Origin of the sequence: Bacillus sp. AFS088145, from assembly GCF_002564465.1 — a bacterium.
Classification (GTDB): domain Bacteria; phylum Bacillota; class Bacilli; order Bacillales; family Bacillaceae_G; genus Gottfriedia.
Window position 1 is genome coordinate 62716 of record NZ_NUUX01000044.1, and the last position, 18464, is coordinate 81179.

Genomic DNA, 18464 nt, shown 5'->3' on the forward strand with positions numbered 1-18464 from the left:
ATGATTTTAAATGAAAAGAATCGAACGAATACTATTTAAATTAATTATTATTCAATTATTTTGTTTAGTCATAAGTCAATACGTCTTATCATTCCCTAGTCTTTCTGTCTATTTAACGAAAATTGAATTATATGAAGGTGTTTCGCAAAAAGCAAAGGACGTAACAAGAGAAGTATATAATCATATTGGTAAATAGATGAATTCGTCGGAATCATATGGTAATATAAATTAAAGCAGGCTTGCCTGCTTTATTTTTATTTGTTTTTATTTTTTTAGGACATGATAAGATTAAAGGTTGCTATTAAAGTAGCACTTTTTTTATGTAGGAGGACTTATGAGTAAAAAAATTAGTATAGCGATAGATGGACCTGCAGCTGCAGGTAAAAGTACAGTTGCAAAAATTGTTGCAAAAAAATTAGGATATGTATATATAGACACTGGTGCGATGTACCGTGCGCTAACCTTTAAAGCGATCCAAAACAATCTTGATGTAAATAACGAGATGGATTTAAGTAACTTACTTTCAAATATAACGATTAAGTTAATACCGGAAGAAGGTACTCAAAAAGTTTTCATCGATGATGTTGATGTTTCAGAGCCAATAAGAACACCAGAAGTAACTAGAAATGTATCATTTGTTGCAAAACATAGTTTAGTTCGTGAAAAAATGGTCGATTTACAACGTGAATATGCCGTAAATGGTGGGGTTGTAATGGATGGAAGAGATATTGGGACTCATGTATTAGTTGGTGCAGAAGTTAAGATCTTCATGATTGCTTCTGTGGATGAACGAGCTCAAAGAAGACATATCGAAAATGTCAAAAACGGTTTCGAAAGTGATTTAGAGCAATTGAAAATAGAAATAGCAACAAGAGACCGAATTGACTCGGAAAGAGAAGTTTCACCATTGAAAAAAGCTGATGATGCAATCTCATTAGATACTACTTCTAAAAACATTGATGATGTTGTAAATGAAATATTAACGATTGTTGAAGGTAAAATAAAAAATATTTAGAAGAATTAGTCATCAGATTTCTTGACTTTTCTGCTTATTTATTAGAAGGTAAAAGAGGATAATACATAATTGGTCTATCCATTTTTAAATCATAAGGAGGAATATGACATGGTTGAAAAAGTAATGCCAGAAGTTGGGGAAATTATCTCATGTGTAGTAGAACAAATTGAAGATAAGCAAGCAATCGTAGGTTTCGGTGGAAAAACAGATGGTATTCTTCCAATAAAAGAAATTTCAAACGTACATATTGAAAATGTAAGTGACGCGCTAACTGTTGGACAAGAAATTGAATTAAAGGTTATTAAAGTTGAGGAAGACACAGTTGTTTTTTCTAAACGTGCCGTAGATTCAGTTAAAGCTTGGGAACAATTAGAAGGAAAATTAGCTAGTAAAGAAGTTTTTGAAGTGATCGTAACAGAGCAAGTAAATGGTGGACTCATTGCAGACGTAGGCGTTCGTGGATTTATTCCGGCTTCACTTGTTTCAAAAAAATTCGTTGAAGATTTAGGAAGCTATGTTGGTCAATCGCTTGAAGTAGTGATTGAAGAACTAGATCGCGAAAAAAATCGAGTAATCCTATCTCATAAAGCTGTTGAGCAATTAAATGAAGTTGAAAATCGCCGTCAAGCATTCTCTTCTATTAAAGTTGGGCAAATCGTTGAAGGTAAAGTAGAAAGATTAACAAATTTCGGTGCTTTTGTAAATATTGGTGGAGTCGATGGATTAGTCCATGTGTCTCAAATGTCTCATAAACGAGTTACAAAGCCTGAAGAGATTGTAGCGGTAGGAGATACTGTAAAAGTTCAAGTTCTTTCAATTGACACAGATACTAACCGTATTGCTTTATCAATGAAAGCAATTCAGCCAGGACCATGGGATCAATTAAATCCAAGCATTAAAGCAGAAGCAGTAGTTGAAGGGACCGTAAAACGTCTTACAAACTTTGGTGCTTTTGTAGAAGTTCAAAATGGAATTGAAGGATTAGTTCATGTTTCTCAAATTGCTGATAAACATATTAAAAATCCAAACGAAGTCCTAACAGTTGGTCAAGAAGTAAAAGTTAAAGTTTTAGATATTAACCCTACTGAAAAACGCTTATCATTAAGCATTAAAGAAGCTGGTGAAGCTGAACTTCAAGAGGATATTGCTAAATACGTACAACCAAGTGAAAGTGGTTTCCAATTAAGCGAACTACTTGGTGATAAATTAAATAAATTTAAAAAATAATAAAAAATCCTTCAGCCATTTGCTGAAGGATTTTTAATTGGCACACTTTAGTTATGTTGATTTTCTGCTCTTGCTTCTTCAGGTGTGTCTAAACGCGTAGCACCTTTGTTATGAATGCTTTGATCTCGATCAGATTCAACTCTTCTAGATTGCTTAAGTTTCTTTTCTTGACGATCTTTTCCCACTCGTTTCACCTCCAAAAAAATCTCTTTTATAGATTCGTGTTAAATGCAACTTCTTATACACTTTCTTTTCTATTTGATTATTTTTGAAATATGAATTGTTCATACTAGTACTATTAGGAGGTATTCGTGTGCAGGGTAGTCTATTTATCATTACTTCTTGGATTATTGTTTTATTTCTTTTGCTTTATCGGGATCGAACTAAGAAGAGTTTCTTGTATTTAGCGGGAGTGCTTATATTAATCAGCTGTTCAGCTTACACAATTGATCTATTTTCAATTGAAATAAATTTTTCATATATCATTATAATTTTTATCATAAGCTACTTTATTAGCTTATTAAAATTAATTGAACAAATCGTTCATTTCTTTAAAGGCCTGATTATAGGCATGACATATAGTGTAGTTACACTGCTTTCGATTTATGATCCTGCAAGCTTTTTTATTAATGAGATGATAATTAGTTCATTTTTAGTAATACTACTTTCTTTCTTTTTAAGTAAATCCTATTATGACAAAATACGTTATATAACAATTGGTTTAGTTCAGGGAGACATTTTTAATTATATTACGTTTAAGTCGATTAATTTTAAATATATAATTGGAGATTTAAATTGGTTTGATACTTTATTTATGTCCATTTTATTATTGTCAGCTATTCAATTCATCGTAATTTACGTATCAAAAATAAGCCTCAAAAATAGAAAATTACTAAAAAGTTGAAGTGTATTGGTCTTTTCTCATATTTTTTGTTAAAATAGATAAGTTATTTAAATAAATTAATTTTTAAAACTAAACTAAAACTCATTTAGATGATTTAAATGGTACATAGTTATGCTAGGAAGGATGAATTAAATGTCTAAACCGACAGTTGCAATAGTTGGGCGACCAAATGTAGGGAAATCAACTATTTTTAATAGGATAGTGGGAGAAAGAATTTCAATTGTAGAAGATATTCCAGGGGTTACTCGTGATCGTATTTACAGTTCAGGAGAGTGGTTAAATCAAGAATTTAGTTTAATCGATACAGGTGGAATTGACATTGGTGATGAGCCATTTTTAGAGCAAATTCGTCAACAAGCTGAAATCGCAATTGATGAAGCGGATGTTATTATTTTTCTAACAAATGGCCGCGAGGGTGTTACAGCAGCAGATGAGGAAGTTGCTAAAATCCTTTATAAAACAAAAAAACCGGTAGTATTAGCCGTTAATAAAGTCGATAATCCTGAAATGAGAAGCGATATTTACGACTTTTATGCATTAGGATTCGGAGAAGTATTTCCAATTTCAGGTTCACATGGTTTAGGACTAGGAGATTTACTTGATGAAGTAGTAAAACATTTCCCTGAACAAGAAGATGATAATTATGATGAAGAGACAATTAAATTTAGTTTAATTGGTCGACCAAACGTAGGTAAGTCTTCTTTAGTAAATGCATTATTAGGTCAAGAACGTGTAATTGTAAGTAATGTTGCTGGAACTACACGTGATGCTGTCGATACACCTTATTCAAAAGATGGCCAAGACTATGTCATTATCGATACAGCTGGTATGAGAAAAAAAGGTAAAGTATATGAAAGTACGGAAAAATACAGCGTATTACGTGCTTTACGTGCAATCGAGAGATCAGATGTCGTCTTAGTCGTATTAGATGGTGAAGAAGGTATTATCGAACAAGATAAGAAAATAGCTGGATATGCACATCAAGCAGGTAGATCAGTTGTTATTGTTGTAAATAAATGGGATGCAGTAGAAAAAGATGAAAAAACGATGAATGAATTCATTGAAAACATTCGAGCACATTTCCAATTCTTAGACTATGCGCCAATTGTATTCCTATCAGCTAAAACGAAGAAAAGAACTCAAACTTTATTACCAATGATTAATAAAGCATGTGAAAGCCATAGTTTACGTGTTCCAACAAATGTATTAAATGATGTTATTATGGATGCAATTGCGGTGAATCCAACACCAACACATAATGGACAAAGATTAAGAGTGTATTATGCAACTCAAGTAGCAATTAAACCACCTACATTTGTTGTTTTTGTAAATGATCCTGAATTACTTCACTTTAGTTATGAGCGTTTCTTAGAAAATCGTATTAGAGATGCTTTTGATTTTGAGGGATCTCCAATTAAGATCATCGGTCGCGCACGAGCGTAATTCGAGTAAAATATGGATTCTTTATGAAGGGGAGTGTTGATTTGGAAAAAATCGCTGTTTTAGGTGCAGGCAGTTGGGGAACTGCTTTAGCCATGGTTTTATCAGATAATGGGCATGCGGTTACTTTATGGGGAAACAAATCCGAACAAATAAATGAAATAAATGAACAGCATACTAATAAAAGATACTTGCCAGAAATTAATTTACCCCAAAATTTAAAGGCATCAGTCAATTTAAAGGAAGCTATTAATGGAGCTAACTATATTTTGCTTGTTGTTCCAACTAAAGCAATAAGAGAAGTTTGCCAACAATTAAATAATGAATTAACGAACGAGGTTACAATAATCCATGCAAGTAAAGGGATTGAGCCAGACACATCTAAGCGTGTTTCAGAAATGATCTCTGAAGAAATTGATTCGAAATTCTTAAAATCAGTAGTTGTATTATCAGGTCCAAGTCATGCTGAAGAAGTTGCTTTAAGACACCCAACGACTGTAACATCGGCATCTAAAAATATGGAAGATGCGGAAATTGTTCAAGAATTATTCTCAAATGGTTATTTCCGTGTATACACAAACGAAGATGTAATTGGTGTAGAAATTGGTGGAGCATTAAAGAATATTATCGCACTTGCCGCTGGAATTACTGACGGACTTGGATATGGCGACAACGCGAAGGCTGCGTTAATGACACGAGGACTTGCAGAAATAATTCGTTTAGGTAAGGCTATGGGAGCTAATACTCAAACTTTTGCTGGTTTAACTGGAATGGGCGACTTAATCGTAACTTGTACGAGTGTTCATAGCCGTAACTGGAGAGCTGGTAATTTATTAGGGGAAGGCAAATCTTTAGACGAAGTATTAGATAATATGGGTATGGTCGTTGAAGGAGTTCGCACGACAAAGGCTGCATATCAATTAGCAAAACAAGTAAATGTAGAAATGCCGATTGTTAATGAATTACACGCAGTATTATTTGAAAATAAAAATCCAAAATTAGCAGTTGATGCACTTATGTCTCGTGTAAAAAAACATGAGGGTGAAAGTACTTCAAATTATATAAGCGATCTTACTGAGTAATTAATTTTATTTAAATAGATACAAATTATAAAAACTTGATTTTTCAGACTGAAAGCATTAAAACTTAGTTTTAGTGCTTTTTCTTTTTTGGACTAAAATAGGCGTTTCACCATTTCTCTTTTTTTGCATAGCATATGTTGTATAGAAAAGAAGGAGGTTTGAATGGTGACTAATAATAATCCAAATGGTTTCTTCGATAAAATTGAAAAGAAAGCTAATGTAAGCAAATCAGATATTTTTAAAGTCGCTGATTCAGTAAAAGATGCAAACTTTAAAGATGAAGCAACTGTTAGAAAACTAGTTCGTCAAATTGCATTGATGACAGGTCGTCAAGTTTCTAAGGAAAAAGAAGACAAAATCGTTCAAGCAATTGTTACAAATAATATGCCATTAGATTTTCAATCATTAACAAATATGTTTAAACAAAAATAATTGGGCTTATTCTTCAGCGATGTATTTAGTGCATAATCATACATTTTCGCATACTATAGAATGACTTATACCGGATGTATTCTGGTGGGTGTTAGTCGAGGATGATTACGAAGCAATTGCCCCAGTTTGCTTCGAAGAAAGAAGGAGTATATTTTTACTTTTTCTTTCTTTTTATTTTGTTCTTTTAAATATGTGAATGGCCCCGAATCCTCCTTGGTTGGATTTTATCAAGGAGGCATTTTGATGGTGTTTGTTAAGGTTGTAACTAGTGAATATGTTCTAATGTTTTTTTATGAAGTAGGAAATAAATTTATAGCAGACAAGTATACGTAGGCATTAAATAAGTCGATAATGTCTTAATAGGATTAAAAAGATTTTAATTCAAATCATGTGATTATTTTGATACTATAATAATGGTAGAAAATACATAGGGGGAACATAATGAACGCGGCACATATTAATGAAATTATTTCTTTTGTAGGAATCGGATTAATGCTTTTATCATTATTTTTAATTTTCTTGAGTAGAAACAAAATAAAAATAAAATTTTTAAAAATGATTACAGCCTTCATTGCATATATGTCTTTAATTATTTCGGGGATTTTAATTACATATATCGTATTAAGCTGGCCTAGTTAATGAGAATAAAGGGGACTAACATGAAAAAGCTATTTCTTTCCATTCTAATGTGCTTTGTTATAAGTCTATTAAGTGGCTGTTTATATCCACAAGATAAACTTGCACAAAATCAAGTACCATATGATGATCAATTGCAATCTGTTCAAACTGCAGTTAATAAATTTAAGGAAAACAATTCAGGAATGTTACCTATAAAAAACAAGGATATGAATACACCTATTTATATTAAATATCCAATTGATTTTACAAAACTAACACCTGGCTATTTAAGTGATGCACCTGGTAATTCTTATGAAAATGGTGGTATCTTTCAGTACGTATTAGTAGATGCAGAGAAGAATCCGACTGTTAAATTAGTCGATCTTAGAATTGTAGAAAAACTAAGAGATGTTTCATTAAGAGTACAAGTTTATAAAGATAAACATACTTACCCACCAATCAAGAAAACATTGGCTAATGGTGTTTTTCTATTAAACTATAAAAAGATGGGTTTCAAGGAAGAACCTTTTGTAGTCAGTCCTTATAGCAATAAGAACTTACCAATCATCATGGGGAATGATGGGGAGTTTTATGTTGACTATTCAACTGATTTATATGCAAAAATCAAAGAAGCGAAAAATTATAAGTTCGGTGAAGATATTCGTTCTATCTTAGTAAAAGACTCACCAATCGTGCCTGCATACTCACTTCCATATACGATTAAAGATGGACAACCTGTGTTTTTAGAACAAAAATAAATAATATAAATCATAATCCTTTGATAAAAGAATACATTTTATCGAAGGATTCTTTTATTTGATCCCAAGTGAATAAAAAGAAAAAATAAAAAATCTTGTCATAACTCACTAGGACAACATCATAGAATGATATTGTCATAGGTATACTACTTCAAGTCAATTATTCCCATGTATTGATAAATCGGGAGGGGAACACATGGAAAAGATAGATATTTTTAAAGACATTGCCGAGCGCACAGGAGGAGATATCTACTTAGGTGTTGTAGGTGCTGTGCGTACTGGTAAATCAACATTTATTAAACGCTTTATGGAAGCTGTTGTAATCCCTAATATTCAAAATGAAGCTGATCGTGCTAGAGCACATGATGAATTACCTCAAAGCGCTGCAGGTAAAACAATAATGACTACTGAACCAAAATTCGTTCCGAATCAAGGAGTAAAAATTCATGTAGCGGATGGGTTAGATGTAAATATTCGATTAGTAGATTGCGTTGGTTATAGTGTGCCAGGGGCTAAAGGATATGAGGATGAAAATGGTCCTAGAATGATTAGCACTCCTTGGTATGAAGAACCGATTCCATTTAATGAAGCAGCAGAAATCGGTACAAGAAAAGTTATTCAAGAGCATTCAACAATTGGAGTTGTTGTAACAACTGATGGTACAATTGGAGAAATTGCTAGATACGATTATATCGAAGCAGAGGAACGAGTAGTTGCTGAATTAAAAGAAGTTGGAAAGCCTTTCATTATGGTGATCAACTCTTCTCAGCCATATCATCCTAATACAGAGGCACTTAGACAAGAACTATCTGAAAAGTACGATATTCCTGTCATCGCATTAAGTGTTGAAGCAATGCGCGAAGGAGATGTAATGAACGTACTTCGCGAAGCTTTATACGAATTCCCAGTCCTTGAAGTGAACGTAAACCTACCTAGCTGGGTATTAGTTTTAAAAGAAAATCACTGGCTACGCCAAAGCTACCAAGAAGCAATTCAAGAAACAGTTAAAGATATAAAGCGATTAAGAGATGTAGATTATGTAGTTGGCCAATTTAGTGATTATGAATTTATTGAACATGCACAACTTGCTGGAATAGATATGGGGCAAGGGGTTGCAGAAATTGATTTATCTGCACCAGATGAGTTATATGATCAAGTCTTAAAAGAAGTAGTGGGAGTAGAAATTCGTGGTAAAGATCATCTATTAGAATTAATGCAAGATTTCGCTCATGCAAAACAAGAGTATGATCAAGTAGCAGATGCCTTAAAAATGGTGAAACAAACAGGATACGGGGTTGCTGCACCTTCACTTTTAGATATGAGCTTAGATGAGCCAGAAATTATACGCCATGGTTCAAGATTTGGTGTCAAATTAAAAGCAGTAGCACCTTCTATCCATATGATTAAAGTTGATGTTGAGTCAACGTTTGAACCAATCATCGGAACTGAAAAACAAAGTGAAGAACTTGTTAAATACTTAATGCAAGATTTTGAAGATAATCCATTATCAATTTGGAACTCAGATATATTTGGACGTTCATTAAGTTCAATCGTACGTGAAGGCATCCAAGCGAAACTTTCTTTAATGCCTGAAAATGCAAGATATAAACTAAAGGAAACTTTAGAAAGAATTATTAACGAAGGAAGTGGCGGCTTAATTGCAATTATCCTTTAATCAATAATTAATCAGGTGGTAAAAACCATCTGATTTTTTTTGTGTTAAGATTAATTTTTTAAAATCTAAAAGTCATATTTTATCTGGTGAAATGAAATTTTAAAAAAAATCACAGAAAATTAGTAAGAGAAAATAAATATCATTCGACAAAAATCAACAAAAATAAATTTATTAAAAATCATCAAAAAAATTAAAAAAATGCTGATTAATTCAGTAATCATCGTACTTTTAGAAGTACTTATAAGAAAATTGAAGTCGAAAAATGAACTTTTCAGAAAAATCACCACCTGTTTTCGAGTAATTCCAACATTTTCTTATAAAACATATTGAAAAAAGCCGTAGAATCGTATAATATAAGGCATGACAAAGAAATTAATTGGAATTTGTTGTATAAAATTTAAAATTTTGGTCACAAATGAAATTAAGAAACATTTCTAAAATTTTGGGAGGAGGTGAAAGACATGAACAAAACAGATTTAATCAATGCAGTTGCTGAAGCTGGTGAATTAACTAAAAAACAAGCTACTTTAGCAGTAGACGCTGTATTCGAATCAATTCTTGGTGCGTTACAAAACGGGGATAAAGTACAATTAATCGGATTTGGTAACTTTGAAGTTCGTGAGCGTGCAGCTCGTAAAGGACGTAATCCACAAACTGGCGAGGAAATCGAAATCGCAGCTAGTAAAGTTCCAGCTTTCAAACCTGGTAAAGCGCTTAAGGATGCAGTAAAATAATTACATAATTTAAGCGAAAAAGAAGGATGCTAAAAAAGCATCCTTCTTTTTTTGCTAAAAAAGTCCAAAAAGTCTTATATTTTTGGGATCAATAATTAATTTTGGACAATGAAAGCGTTCAGTTAAGGTGGTCTAAAAGTAAGGAAAAAGAAAGTATCCTTCTTTTTTTTGCCTATAAAAAAAGAATTATGTTAAAATAAAACGAATCTGATAGTGAATATTAGAATTTTTTTTAGCATGGGGGATCAATTAATGAATGAAGTTAATTTAGAAAAAATTGAACAAGCGGTTCGTCTAATTCTTGAAGCTATCGGTGATGATCCAAATAGAGAAGGAATTTACGAAACGCCAAAACGAGTTGCGAAAATGTATGCTGAAGTATTCTCTGGTATGCGCCAAGATGAAAAAGCTCATTTACATAAAGTATTTGGTGAAGATCATGAAGAATTAGTACTTGTAAAAGATATTCCATTCCATTCAATGTGCGAGCATCATCTATTACCTTTTTACGGAGTTGCTCATGTAGCCTACATACCTAGAAATGGTAGGGTAACTGGTTTAAGTAAATTAGCACGTACTGTAGAAACAGTAGCTAAAAGACCGCAGTTGCAAGAGCGTATTACTGCCTCAGTAGTTGATGCAATCATGGAAGTACTACAACCACACGGAGCAATGGTAGTTGTAGAAGCAGAACATATGTGTATGTCTATGCGTGGAGTAAGAAAACCAGGCTCAAAAACTGTTACGACTGCTGTGCGTGGCTCACTTAAAGAGGATGTGCAAGGAAGAAATGAAATTCTTGCAATGATTCATTCAACTAAATAGAATCAAATAATCAAAAAGCAGGGCGTTTGATAGGCAGTCTAAAAAGCCGGAAGTCCTGCTTTTTTTAAAATATTCATTTATAAATAATGCAGGTTGATTGAGCAATCAACTTATACCATCTAAAGTACTTATGGTATAATGAAAAAATCAGTTATAAATGGAATGGATGGAAATAATGAATAGTATTCACGAGTTAAAAAATGAAGTAATCACTCAAATCTTACATACGATTAGACACCCATATTTAAATCAACATCTTCAAGCACCGAGCATTGATGATGTAAAGGTTACTTTATTAATAAATTTATTAAAAGAACACAATTTTACGAGTGATAAAATTGTACATTACTGTAAAGCCTTGATGATTCATCAAATTGCATTAGATACACACGAAAAGGTTTCCACGTTTGAAAGTACACCAATGGATCGTGAAAAGAAACAATTAACCGTTTTAGAAGGGGACTTATATAGTGGACTATATTACAATGCTCTATCTAAAACTGGGGAAATTGGATTAATACGAGAACTTTCATTTGCTGTTAAAGAAATGAATGAAGAGAAGATCAATCTAGTTCACGAACAATTTAGTTCTTTAGAAGACCTTTTCAACTGTATAACTGTAATCGAATCAACTATACTAGTACATTTTGCAAAATTTATAACAGCTGAAGAATCAATAAAGCATATTGAGCAAGAATGTTTAATGTCAAGACTGAAAAAAGAATTCGAACAATTATCAGTTGAAAACTGCTCTGATTTTATTTCGCAATTTCAAAGAATTATGGGGAGTGTTGATTTAGCTAAAACAAAAGAAGAATTATCAAAAATAATACAATTACAAAATTAATCTACATAGAAGTAATCGTAATTAGTTTAGTGGGGGTTTATATGACTCAATCAAAAGAAGAACGCGTACATGACGTGTTTGAAAAGATTTACAATAAATATGATACAATGAATGGTATTATTAGTTTTAGACGACATATTGCTTGGCGCAAACAAACTATGAAAATTATGAATGTTCAAAAAGGTATGAAAGCGCTTGATGTATGCTGTGGTACTGGTGAATGGACAATTGCACTAGCAAATACAGTTGGAAAAGATGGAGAAGTAGTAGGATTAGACTTTAGTAAAAATATGCTATCAATCGGTGAAGAAAAAGTTAAAAATATGCATTTAGACCAAGTAAAATTAATTCATGGAAATGCAATGGAGTTACCATTTGAGGACAACTATTTTGATGTTGTTACAATTGGATTTGGTTTAAGAAATGTTCCAGATTATTATCAAGTGTTGAAGGAAATGACAAGAGTCGTAAAGCCTGGAGGTATTGTTGTGTGTTTAGAAACATCACAACCGACTGCATTTGGTATTAGACATGTGTATAAAGCGTATTTTAAATATATCATGCCGATATTTGGGAAATTATTTGCTAAAAGCTTTAAAGAATATTCTTGGTTACAAGAAAGTGCAAGCACGTTTCCAGGAATGAATGAACTTGCAAATCTTTTCAAAAAAGCAGGGTTAGAAAAAATAAAAATTAAACCTTATACTTTTGGTGTAGCAGCAATGCATTTAGGTGTTAAACCAAAAAACTAGTTACAAAAAAGCGAGAAAATGGGATGAATAGTAAGGTGAACGGAATGAAGGTTAAATGGAAATATTCTTATTTAAAGAAGGACATTAATGAGATTGAAAGCACGCTTCATAAAGTAGTCAATTCTACACAGCCAATTTTGAAAAATGCATCTGTACAGTTGCTTGAATCTGGTGGTAAAAGAATTAGACCTGTTTTTGTACTGCTTAGTGCTAAATTTGGACAATATAACCTTCAATCGATTAAAAATGTAGCAGCTACTTTGGAAATCATACATATGGCATCATTAGTTCATGATGATGTAATTGATGAAGCTAGTTTACGAAGAGGTAAACCGACAATCAATTCAACTTACAATGATCGTGTTGCTATGTATGCAGGGGATTTTTTATTTGCAAAAGCATTGGAATGTATGTCAGAAATCGAAATCCCATTGGCCCATCAAAAATTATCTGAGACTATTTTAGAGATTTGTTTAGGTGAGATTGAACAAATAAAAGATAAATATAATTTTGACCAAAATTTAAAATGTTATTTAAGAAGAATTAAACGAAAAACTGCACTTTTAATTTCAGCGAGTTGTGAAATTGGTGCAATTGCATCAGGAGCCTCTCCAGCTTTTCAAAAGTGTTTAAAAGATTACGGATACTATTTAGGTATGTCCTTTCAAATTATGGACGATATTCTTGATTTTACGGCTTCTGAAAAGGAATTAGGGAAACCATCAGGTAGCGACTTAATTCAAGGGAATATTACATTACCTGTTTTGTTTGCGATGAATGATTTAGCTTTGAAGGAGAAAATTGAATCCGTTTATGAAGGAGTCGATCCGGAATCTGTTAAACCTCTTATAAATCAAATTCGTAAAAGTACATATATTAAAGCAGCAAGAAAAGTTAGTGAAGCATATTTACAAAAATCTATAAACAGTATTAATAGCCTTCCTAATAGTGAAGCAAAGGAAATGTTAATATTAATTGCTAAAAATATTGGAAATCGAAAAAACTAGAGGCGGGGAAAATGCTAGTGCATTTACAACTGCCTCTTTTGGCTTTTAGGTACGTATAGAATTCCTGTTATTCAGTTATATTGATAAAAATTAATCAATTATCTGGAAGCGATTTCAATTTTTATAATATAACAAGATTTTAAACTATTGATAATTTTATAAATTGATGTTACTATTCTACTGTGTTGTTTATACATAATTGAGATCAAGTGAGGTAGAGCATAATGGAAAGAACTTATTTAATGGTAAAACCTGATGGTGTACAACGTAACTTAATTGGTGAAATCGTTTCACGTTTCGAAAAAAAAGGTTTCCAATTAGTTGGAGCTAAATTAATGCAAGTGAGTAAAGAACAAGCTGAAACTCACTATGCTGAGCACAAAGAACGTCCTTTCTTTGGTGAATTAGTAGAATTCATCACTTCAAGCCCAGTATTCGCTATGGTTTGGGAAGGCGAAAATGTAATCGCTACCGCTCGTCAAATGATGGGAGCAACAAACCCAAAAGATTCAGCACCAGGAACAATCCGTGGTGAGTATGCTGCAACTGTAGGTAAAAACATTATTCATGGTTCAGATTCACCTGCTAGTGCGGAACGTGAAATCGGAATTTTCTTCAATCAAAATGAATTAGTTGAATACTCTAAGCTTATTAAAGAGTGGGTATACTAATAAAATAGTTTTACACAAAGAAGTCAGCATAATTGCTGGCTTTTTTTATTTTAGAAATTATTTAAAATCAAGACCTGTGTATAAATGTTTATAAACTTAAGTAGAATCGTTATGAGTAAGTAAAATAGTGAAAAAGTTACAAATTGTAAAAAAATAATACATTGACAGCCTCTTTTAATCTGCTTTATAATCATCAATAATAAGTTTTTAATGAATCTTTTGAAAATTAAATAGATTGCGTTGATAAGGACACAGTAAGCATAACTTCCCTGTTTAAGAGAGCTGACGAAAGCTGCGAGTCAGTACATAAAATATGCCGAAATTTCATTCTTGGAGCAATTTCTATTTCATTTAATGAAATAGAAACGGTCATTTTGATCGTTAACAAATTGAAGGTGGTGAACAGTGTTTTTGTTCACAACTAGGGTGGTACCGCGATTAAATAATTCGTCCCTACTGTTTATTCAGTAGGGACTTTTTGTTTTTATTTTTTACATGACTACTTCTTGATGAAAAGAAGAGGTGTTGGATAATTGAATTTTTAAATTTTAAGGAGGAAAAGGAAATGAGTACAAATAATGAGTTAATAAATTTACGTGATAAGGTTGATGAGATTAATTTAAAAATCGTTGAATTATTAAACGAGCGCGGAAAAGTTGTTCAAGAAATAGGTCAACAAAAGATTAAACATGGTATTAAGCGTTTCGATCCAGTTCGTGAGCGTGAAGTTTTAGATATGATTGCAAATGTAAATGAAGGTCCATTTGAAACTTCAACTTTACAACATATTTTCAAAACGATCTTCCAAGCAAGCTTAGAGTTACAAGAGGATGATCACAGAAAAGCTCTTTTAGTTTCAAGAAAGAAAAAACCTGATAACACGATTGTTAAAGTAAAAAATGAAATACTTGGTGACGGCTCTCAATCATTTATTATGGGCCCATGCGCGGTCGAAAGCTACGAACAAGTACGTGCAGTAGCACAAGCTATGAAGCAACAAGGTTTAACTATGATGCGAGGCGGTGCATTTAAACCAAGAACATCTCCATATGATTTCCAAGGACTTGGATACGAAGGACTACAAATTTTAAGAGAAGTGGCAAATGAATTTGATTTAGCAGTAATTAGTGAAATACTAAATCCGAATGATGTTGAAAGAGCTTTAGAATATGTTGATGTTATTCAAGTCGGTGCACGCAATATGCAAAACTTTGATTTACTTAGAACAGTTGGTCAAATAAATAAACCTGTATTATTAAAACGTGGACTTTCAGCAACAATTGAAGAATTTATAAATGCAGCAGAATACATTATTTCGCAAGGCAATGACCAAATTATTTTATGTGAAAGAGGTATTCGTACGTATGAGAAAGCTACACGAAATACATTAGATATCTCAGCTGTACCGATTCTAAAGAAAGAAACACATTTACCAGTTGTTGTCGATGTAACACATTCTACAGGTCGCAAAGACTTACTATTACCGGCAGCAAAAGCAGCATTAGCAATTGGAGCAGATGCAGTAATGGCAGAAGTACACCCTGATCCAGCAGTTGCTTTATCAGATTCAGCTCAACAAATGAATATACCACAATTTGAAGAATTCATGTTTGAGTTAAAAGACTTCCGTGCAAAGCTTCAATCATAAGTAAAATTATCATTAATGGTACAGGTTTAATCGGAGACTCAAATGCCTTAGCAGTGAGAATAGTTCATGACGAAAAATAATTGGAAATGATAAAAACTAATAACAACTTAAAATAAGAAAAGAATTCAAGTTTTGGATGAAATCTCGGGGCAGTAAAGCTGTCCTGAGGAGGCTCATCTAATCATTTATTCTTGTTTTGAAATATTGATAAAATGATTGCACAATCAAATGCTAAAAAATTAAGTTTTTCTACTGAATAATTCATTTTTTTGCAAAAAAATCAAAAAAGTGCCCGGATATGGCTCTCTTTTTATATTAAATTCAGAATAGGTTGTGCTATAGTAGTAACTAAATAATTTTAAACTTACATAAAGAGAAGGTGTTGACATGCGTTATTTAACAGCTGGTGAATCACATGGTCCACAATTAACTACAATTATTGAAGGCGTTCCAGCAGGCTTACCAATTTTAGCAGAAGAAATAAATGTTGAACTTCGTAGACGTCAAGGTGGATATGGAAGAGGGCGAAGAATGCAAATAGAAAAGGATACTGCTCAAATTACTAGCGGTGTTCGACATGGTTATACATTAGGCTCTCCTATCGCATTAGTTGTTGAAAATAACGACTTTAAACATTGGACTAATATTATGGGGCCTGAACCTTTGGACAATCTAGAATACGAAGGAAAAAGAAGCATTACAAAGCCACGACCAGGGCATGCCGATTTAAATGGAGCTATAAAATATGGTTTTAGAGATGTACGGAATGTTTTAGAGCGATCTTCAGCTCGTGAAACGACTGTACGTGTTGCAGCTGGAGCTGTGGCAAAAAAATTGTTGAGTGAGCTAGGAATCACAATTGCAAGCCATGTTATTGAAATTGGTGGAGTTAAAGCAAAAAGTCTAGACTTTAAAAATGTAGAAGACTTACATAATAGAGCTGAAAACTCAGAAGTAAGATGTATAGACGCTGAAGCTACAGAAAATATGAAATCATTAATTGATGATGCAAAACAAAAAGGAGATTCAGTTGGTGGGATTGTAGAAGTTGTTGTTGAAGGTATGCCAGCTGGTGTTGGTAGCTACGTTCATTATGACAGAAAGCTAGATTCAAAAATTGCAGGTGCAATCGTAAGCATTAATGCCTTTAAAGGTGTAGAATTCGGCATCGGGTTTGAAGCTGGCTCCTTACCAGGGAGTGAAGTTCATGATGAGATTGCCTATTCAGAAGAACAAGGCTACTACCGATTATCGAACCGTGCTGGCGGTTTTGAGGGCGGTATGACAACTGGTATGCCAATTGTTGTTCGAGCAGTAATGAAGCCTATCCCAACGCTTTACAAGCCGTTAAAGAGCGTTGATATTGAAACAAAGGAAGTTTATGAAGCAAGTATCGAACGTTCTGATAGCTGTGCTGTTCCTGCAGCAAGTGTCGTAGCAGAGCATATTGTTGCTTGGGAAGTTGCAAAAGCAATTATTGAACAATTTGAATCCGATCAACTTGAGCGTTTAAAACGTAATATTGAAGATTTCCGTGAGTATGCGAGGAATTTCTAATGAATTTGATAACTGTAAATACAAGCTCTAAACAATACGATGTTTGTATAGGGTTTGGAGTATTGAGTGAACTGCAGTCAAAGTTGGACAGCTTAGTGCCTAAAGTTTCCAAAATACTAATCATTACAGATGATCAAGTTGCTCCACTTTATTTAGAAAAAGTACTACTAAATTGTAGTAAAACAAATAAAGTTGAACACTTTATCATTCCACATGGCGAAAAAAGTAAGAGTTTTGCAATATACGAAAATTGTTTAACCTATTGTTTTGATGTCCAATTAGATCGTAATAGTTTAATAATTGCTTTAGGTGGGGGAGTAGTTGGTGATTTAGCAGGATTTGTTGCTGCTACTTATATGCGTGGTATTCGTTTTATCCAATTACCTACTACTTTACTAGCCCACGATAGTTCAATAGGTGGTAAAGTAGCTATAAACCTACCAAAAGCTAAAAATATAGTTGGTGCATTTTATCAACCGGAATTAGTATTGTATGAATTAAGCTTTTTAACTACTTTGCCAATAGAGGAATGGAGATCAGGTTTTGCTGAAATTAGTAAGGAAGCTATGATTTCTTCTAACGACAATTTGAATTGGTTAATGGATCATATTCTTTCACTTGAAGAGTTAGATGATGAGTTAGTTGAAAAATGTGTGACAATGGGAATAAGTGTAAAAAATGAAATTGTATCCAAGGACGAAAGAGAAACTGGCGAAAGAGCATTTTTAAACTTAGGCCATACACTTGGGCATGCAATCGAAGCTTATTTAGGTTATGCTAAGACAACTCATGGTGAGGCAATTGCATTTGGAACACTATTTTCAATCTATTTAAGTGAACAATTCTTTCAGGTTGACTTAAAATTTAATGAGATATTAAATTGGTATAATCGATTGAATTATCCTGTTTATTTAAACTTAGAATTAGAACCAATTATCAATCTAATGAAACAAGATAAGAAAAATATCGATTTGAAAATAAAATATATTATTTTAAAAAGTTTTGGAAATCCAGTGATTTGTGAATTAGAGGAAGACTTTATAAAAGAAAATTTAGATCGTTTTTTAAAACAAATAATTTCATAATACTTACCTGAAAATGGTGTTTTGATCAAATGTTAAATCAAAATATCATTTTCTTTTTCTAAATTAGGCTAACTTAATCATTGGAAATGAAAAACATAGGACAATTCGTCGAATAGAATTTCGGAGAAAAAAAAGGTTTGATTTAATAAAAAATGGAATGTAAATACATATAGAAAGGTTAGATAAG

20 protein-coding genes and 1 other annotated feature are annotated in these 18464 nt (G+C 32.7%); of the genes, 19 read left to right on the forward strand and 1 reads right to left on the reverse strand.

The window, feature by feature from the left end; translation table 11 throughout:
- The first annotated feature begins 10 nt into the window (after positions 1–10).
- From COI44_RS21680 to rpsA, 3 genes are all read left to right on the forward strand, one after another.
- Positions 11–196, forward strand: a complete 186-nt coding sequence (locus COI44_RS21680) for a DUF5359 family protein (RefSeq protein ID WP_098429750.1) — start codon at positions 11–13, stop codon at positions 194–196.
- 138 nt (positions 197–334) lie between these two features.
- Positions 335–1015 carry a (d)CMP kinase gene (gene cmk / locus COI44_RS21685; protein ID WP_098429751.1) on the forward strand — a complete coding sequence of 227 codons (681 nt, stop codon included), beginning with the start codon at positions 335–337 and terminating at the stop codon, positions 1013–1015.
- Between the two features lie 108 nt (positions 1016–1123).
- A complete protein-coding gene (rpsA, locus tag COI44_RS21690) occupies positions 1124–2242 on the forward strand; it encodes a 30S ribosomal protein S1 (RefSeq protein ID WP_098429752.1) in 1119 nt (372 codons plus the stop codon).
- Between the two features lie 47 nt (positions 2243–2289).
- Here the strand turns inward: rpsA and COI44_RS21695 are convergent, their stop codons facing one another.
- Complete coding sequence (locus tag COI44_RS21695) at positions 2290–2427, reverse strand: YpzI family protein (RefSeq protein ID WP_069031858.1); 138 nt, start codon at positions 2425–2427, stop codon at positions 2290–2292.
- Between the two features lie 128 nt (positions 2428–2555).
- Between COI44_RS21695 and COI44_RS21700 the strand changes: the two genes are divergently transcribed.
- From COI44_RS21700 to aroB, 16 genes are all read left to right on the forward strand, one after another.
- A complete protein-coding gene (locus tag COI44_RS21700) occupies positions 2556–3146 on the forward strand; it encodes a YphA family membrane protein (RefSeq protein ID WP_098429753.1) in 591 nt (196 codons plus the stop codon).
- A gap of 132 nt (positions 3147–3278) precedes the next feature.
- A complete protein-coding gene (gene der, locus COI44_RS21705) occupies positions 3279–4589 on the forward strand; it encodes a ribosome biogenesis GTPase Der (protein WP_098429754.1) in 1311 nt (436 codons plus the stop codon).
- Between the two features lie 23 nt (positions 4590–4612).
- Positions 4613–5668: an NAD(P)H-dependent glycerol-3-phosphate dehydrogenase gene (locus COI44_RS21710; RefSeq protein WP_098429755.1), complete on the forward strand. Its 1056-nt coding sequence runs from the start codon at positions 4613–4615 to the stop codon at positions 5666–5668.
- Between the two features lie 162 nt (positions 5669–5830).
- Positions 5831–6100, forward strand: a complete 270-nt coding sequence (locus COI44_RS21715) for a stage VI sporulation protein F (RefSeq protein ID WP_056466710.1) — start codon at positions 5831–5833, stop codon at positions 6098–6100.
- Between the two features lie 441 nt (positions 6101–6541).
- Positions 6542–6739, forward strand: coding sequence for a DUF2768 domain-containing protein (locus tag COI44_RS21720; protein WP_056466707.1), 198 nt, complete (start codon positions 6542–6544; stop codon positions 6737–6739).
- Between the two features lie 20 nt (positions 6740–6759).
- A complete protein-coding gene (locus tag COI44_RS21725) occupies positions 6760–7476 on the forward strand; it encodes a hypothetical protein (protein ID WP_098429756.1) in 717 nt (238 codons plus the stop codon).
- Positions 7477–7672: 196 nt separating this feature from the next.
- Positions 7673–9151 carry a stage IV sporulation protein A gene (spoIVA, locus tag COI44_RS21730; protein ID WP_098429757.1) on the forward strand — a complete coding sequence of 493 codons (1479 nt, stop codon included), beginning with the start codon at positions 7673–7675 and terminating at the stop codon, positions 9149–9151.
- A 461-nt stretch (positions 9152–9612) separates the two neighbouring features.
- Positions 9613–9885, forward strand: a complete 273-nt coding sequence (locus tag COI44_RS21735) for an HU family DNA-binding protein (RefSeq protein ID WP_056466694.1) — start codon at positions 9613–9615, stop codon at positions 9883–9885.
- Between the two features lie 252 nt (positions 9886–10137).
- Complete coding sequence (folE, locus tag COI44_RS21740) at positions 10138–10710, forward strand: GTP cyclohydrolase I FolE (RefSeq protein ID WP_056466689.1); 573 nt, start codon at positions 10138–10140, stop codon at positions 10708–10710.
- 175 nt (positions 10711–10885) lie between these two features.
- A complete protein-coding gene (locus COI44_RS21745; protein ID WP_179887220.1) occupies positions 10886–11557 on the forward strand; it encodes a heptaprenyl diphosphate synthase component 1 in 672 nt (223 codons plus the stop codon).
- Positions 11558–11598: 41 nt separating this feature from the next.
- Positions 11599–12309, forward strand: coding sequence for a demethylmenaquinone methyltransferase (locus COI44_RS21750; protein WP_098429759.1), 711 nt, complete (start codon positions 11599–11601; stop codon positions 12307–12309).
- A gap of 44 nt (positions 12310–12353) precedes the next feature.
- Positions 12354–13316 (forward strand): heptaprenyl diphosphate synthase component II, encoded by a 963-nt coding sequence (gene hepT, locus COI44_RS21755; RefSeq protein WP_098429760.1) that lies wholly within the window; start codon positions 12354–12356, stop codon positions 13314–13316.
- A 224-nt stretch (positions 13317–13540) separates the two neighbouring features.
- Complete coding sequence (ndk, locus tag COI44_RS21760; RefSeq protein WP_098429761.1) at positions 13541–13987, forward strand: nucleoside-diphosphate kinase; 447 nt, start codon at positions 13541–13543, stop codon at positions 13985–13987.
- Positions 13988–14218: 231 nt separating this feature from the next.
- Positions 14219–14445 (forward strand) — a binding site (T-box leader).
- Between the two features lie 107 nt (positions 14446–14552).
- Positions 14553–15635: a bifunctional 3-deoxy-7-phosphoheptulonate synthase/chorismate mutase gene (locus tag COI44_RS21765; RefSeq protein WP_098429762.1), complete on the forward strand. Its 1083-nt coding sequence runs from the start codon at positions 14553–14555 to the stop codon at positions 15633–15635.
- 387 nt (positions 15636–16022) lie between these two features.
- On the forward strand, positions 16023–17192 hold the full coding sequence (aroC, locus tag COI44_RS21770) for a chorismate synthase (RefSeq protein WP_098429763.1): 1170 nt from the start codon (positions 16023–16025) through the stop codon (positions 17190–17192).
- Positions 17192–18277, forward strand: a complete 1086-nt coding sequence (gene aroB, locus COI44_RS21775) for a 3-dehydroquinate synthase (RefSeq protein WP_098429764.1) — start codon at positions 17192–17194, stop codon at positions 18275–18277. The genes aroC and aroB overlap by 1 nt, the downstream gene beginning before the upstream one ends.
- The last annotated feature ends 187 nt before the right edge of the window (positions 18278–18464 follow it).

Excerpts from the sequence above, each read along its gene's own strand:
- COI44_RS21680 (WP_098429750.1), top strand. The coding sequence starts at position 11 with ATGAAAAGAATCGAACGAATACTATTTAAATTAATTATTATTCAATTA.
- cmk (WP_098429751.1), top strand. The coding sequence starts at position 335 with ATGAGTAAAAAAATTAGTATAGCGATAGATGGACCTGCAGCTGCAGGT.
- rpsA (WP_098429752.1), top strand. The coding sequence starts at position 1,124 with ATGGTTGAAAAAGTAATGCCAGAAGTTGGGGAAATTATCTCATGTGTA.
- der (WP_098429754.1), top strand. The coding sequence starts at position 3,279 with ATGTCTAAACCGACAGTTGCAATAGTTGGGCGACCAAATGTAGGGAAA.
- COI44_RS21710 (WP_098429755.1), top strand. The coding sequence starts at position 4,613 with ATGAAGGGGAGTGTTGATTTGGAAAAAATCGCTGTTTTAGGTGCAGGC.
- COI44_RS21715 (WP_056466710.1), top strand. The coding sequence starts at position 5,831 with ATGGTGACTAATAATAATCCAAATGGTTTCTTCGATAAAATTGAAAAG.
- COI44_RS21720 (WP_056466707.1), top strand. The coding sequence starts at position 6,542 with ATGAACGCGGCACATATTAATGAAATTATTTCTTTTGTAGGAATCGGA.
- COI44_RS21725 (WP_098429756.1), top strand. The coding sequence starts at position 6,760 with ATGAAAAAGCTATTTCTTTCCATTCTAATGTGCTTTGTTATAAGTCTA.
- spoIVA (WP_098429757.1), top strand. The coding sequence starts at position 7,673 with ATGGAAAAGATAGATATTTTTAAAGACATTGCCGAGCGCACAGGAGGA.
- COI44_RS21735 (WP_056466694.1), top strand. The coding sequence starts at position 9,613 with ATGAACAAAACAGATTTAATCAATGCAGTTGCTGAAGCTGGTGAATTA.
- folE (WP_056466689.1), top strand. The coding sequence starts at position 10,138 with ATGAATGAAGTTAATTTAGAAAAAATTGAACAAGCGGTTCGTCTAATT.
- COI44_RS21745 (WP_179887220.1), top strand. The coding sequence starts at position 10,886 with ATGAATAGTATTCACGAGTTAAAAAATGAAGTAATCACTCAAATCTTA.
- COI44_RS21750 (WP_098429759.1), top strand. The coding sequence starts at position 11,599 with ATGACTCAATCAAAAGAAGAACGCGTACATGACGTGTTTGAAAAGATT.
- hepT (WP_098429760.1), top strand. The coding sequence starts at position 12,354 with ATGAAGGTTAAATGGAAATATTCTTATTTAAAGAAGGACATTAATGAG.
- ndk (WP_098429761.1), top strand. The coding sequence starts at position 13,541 with ATGGAAAGAACTTATTTAATGGTAAAACCTGATGGTGTACAACGTAAC.
- COI44_RS21765 (WP_098429762.1), top strand. The coding sequence starts at position 14,553 with ATGAGTACAAATAATGAGTTAATAAATTTACGTGATAAGGTTGATGAG.
- aroC (WP_098429763.1), top strand. The coding sequence starts at position 16,023 with ATGCGTTATTTAACAGCTGGTGAATCACATGGTCCACAATTAACTACA.
- aroB (WP_098429764.1), top strand. The coding sequence starts at position 17,192 with ATGAATTTGATAACTGTAAATACAAGCTCTAAACAATACGATGTTTGT.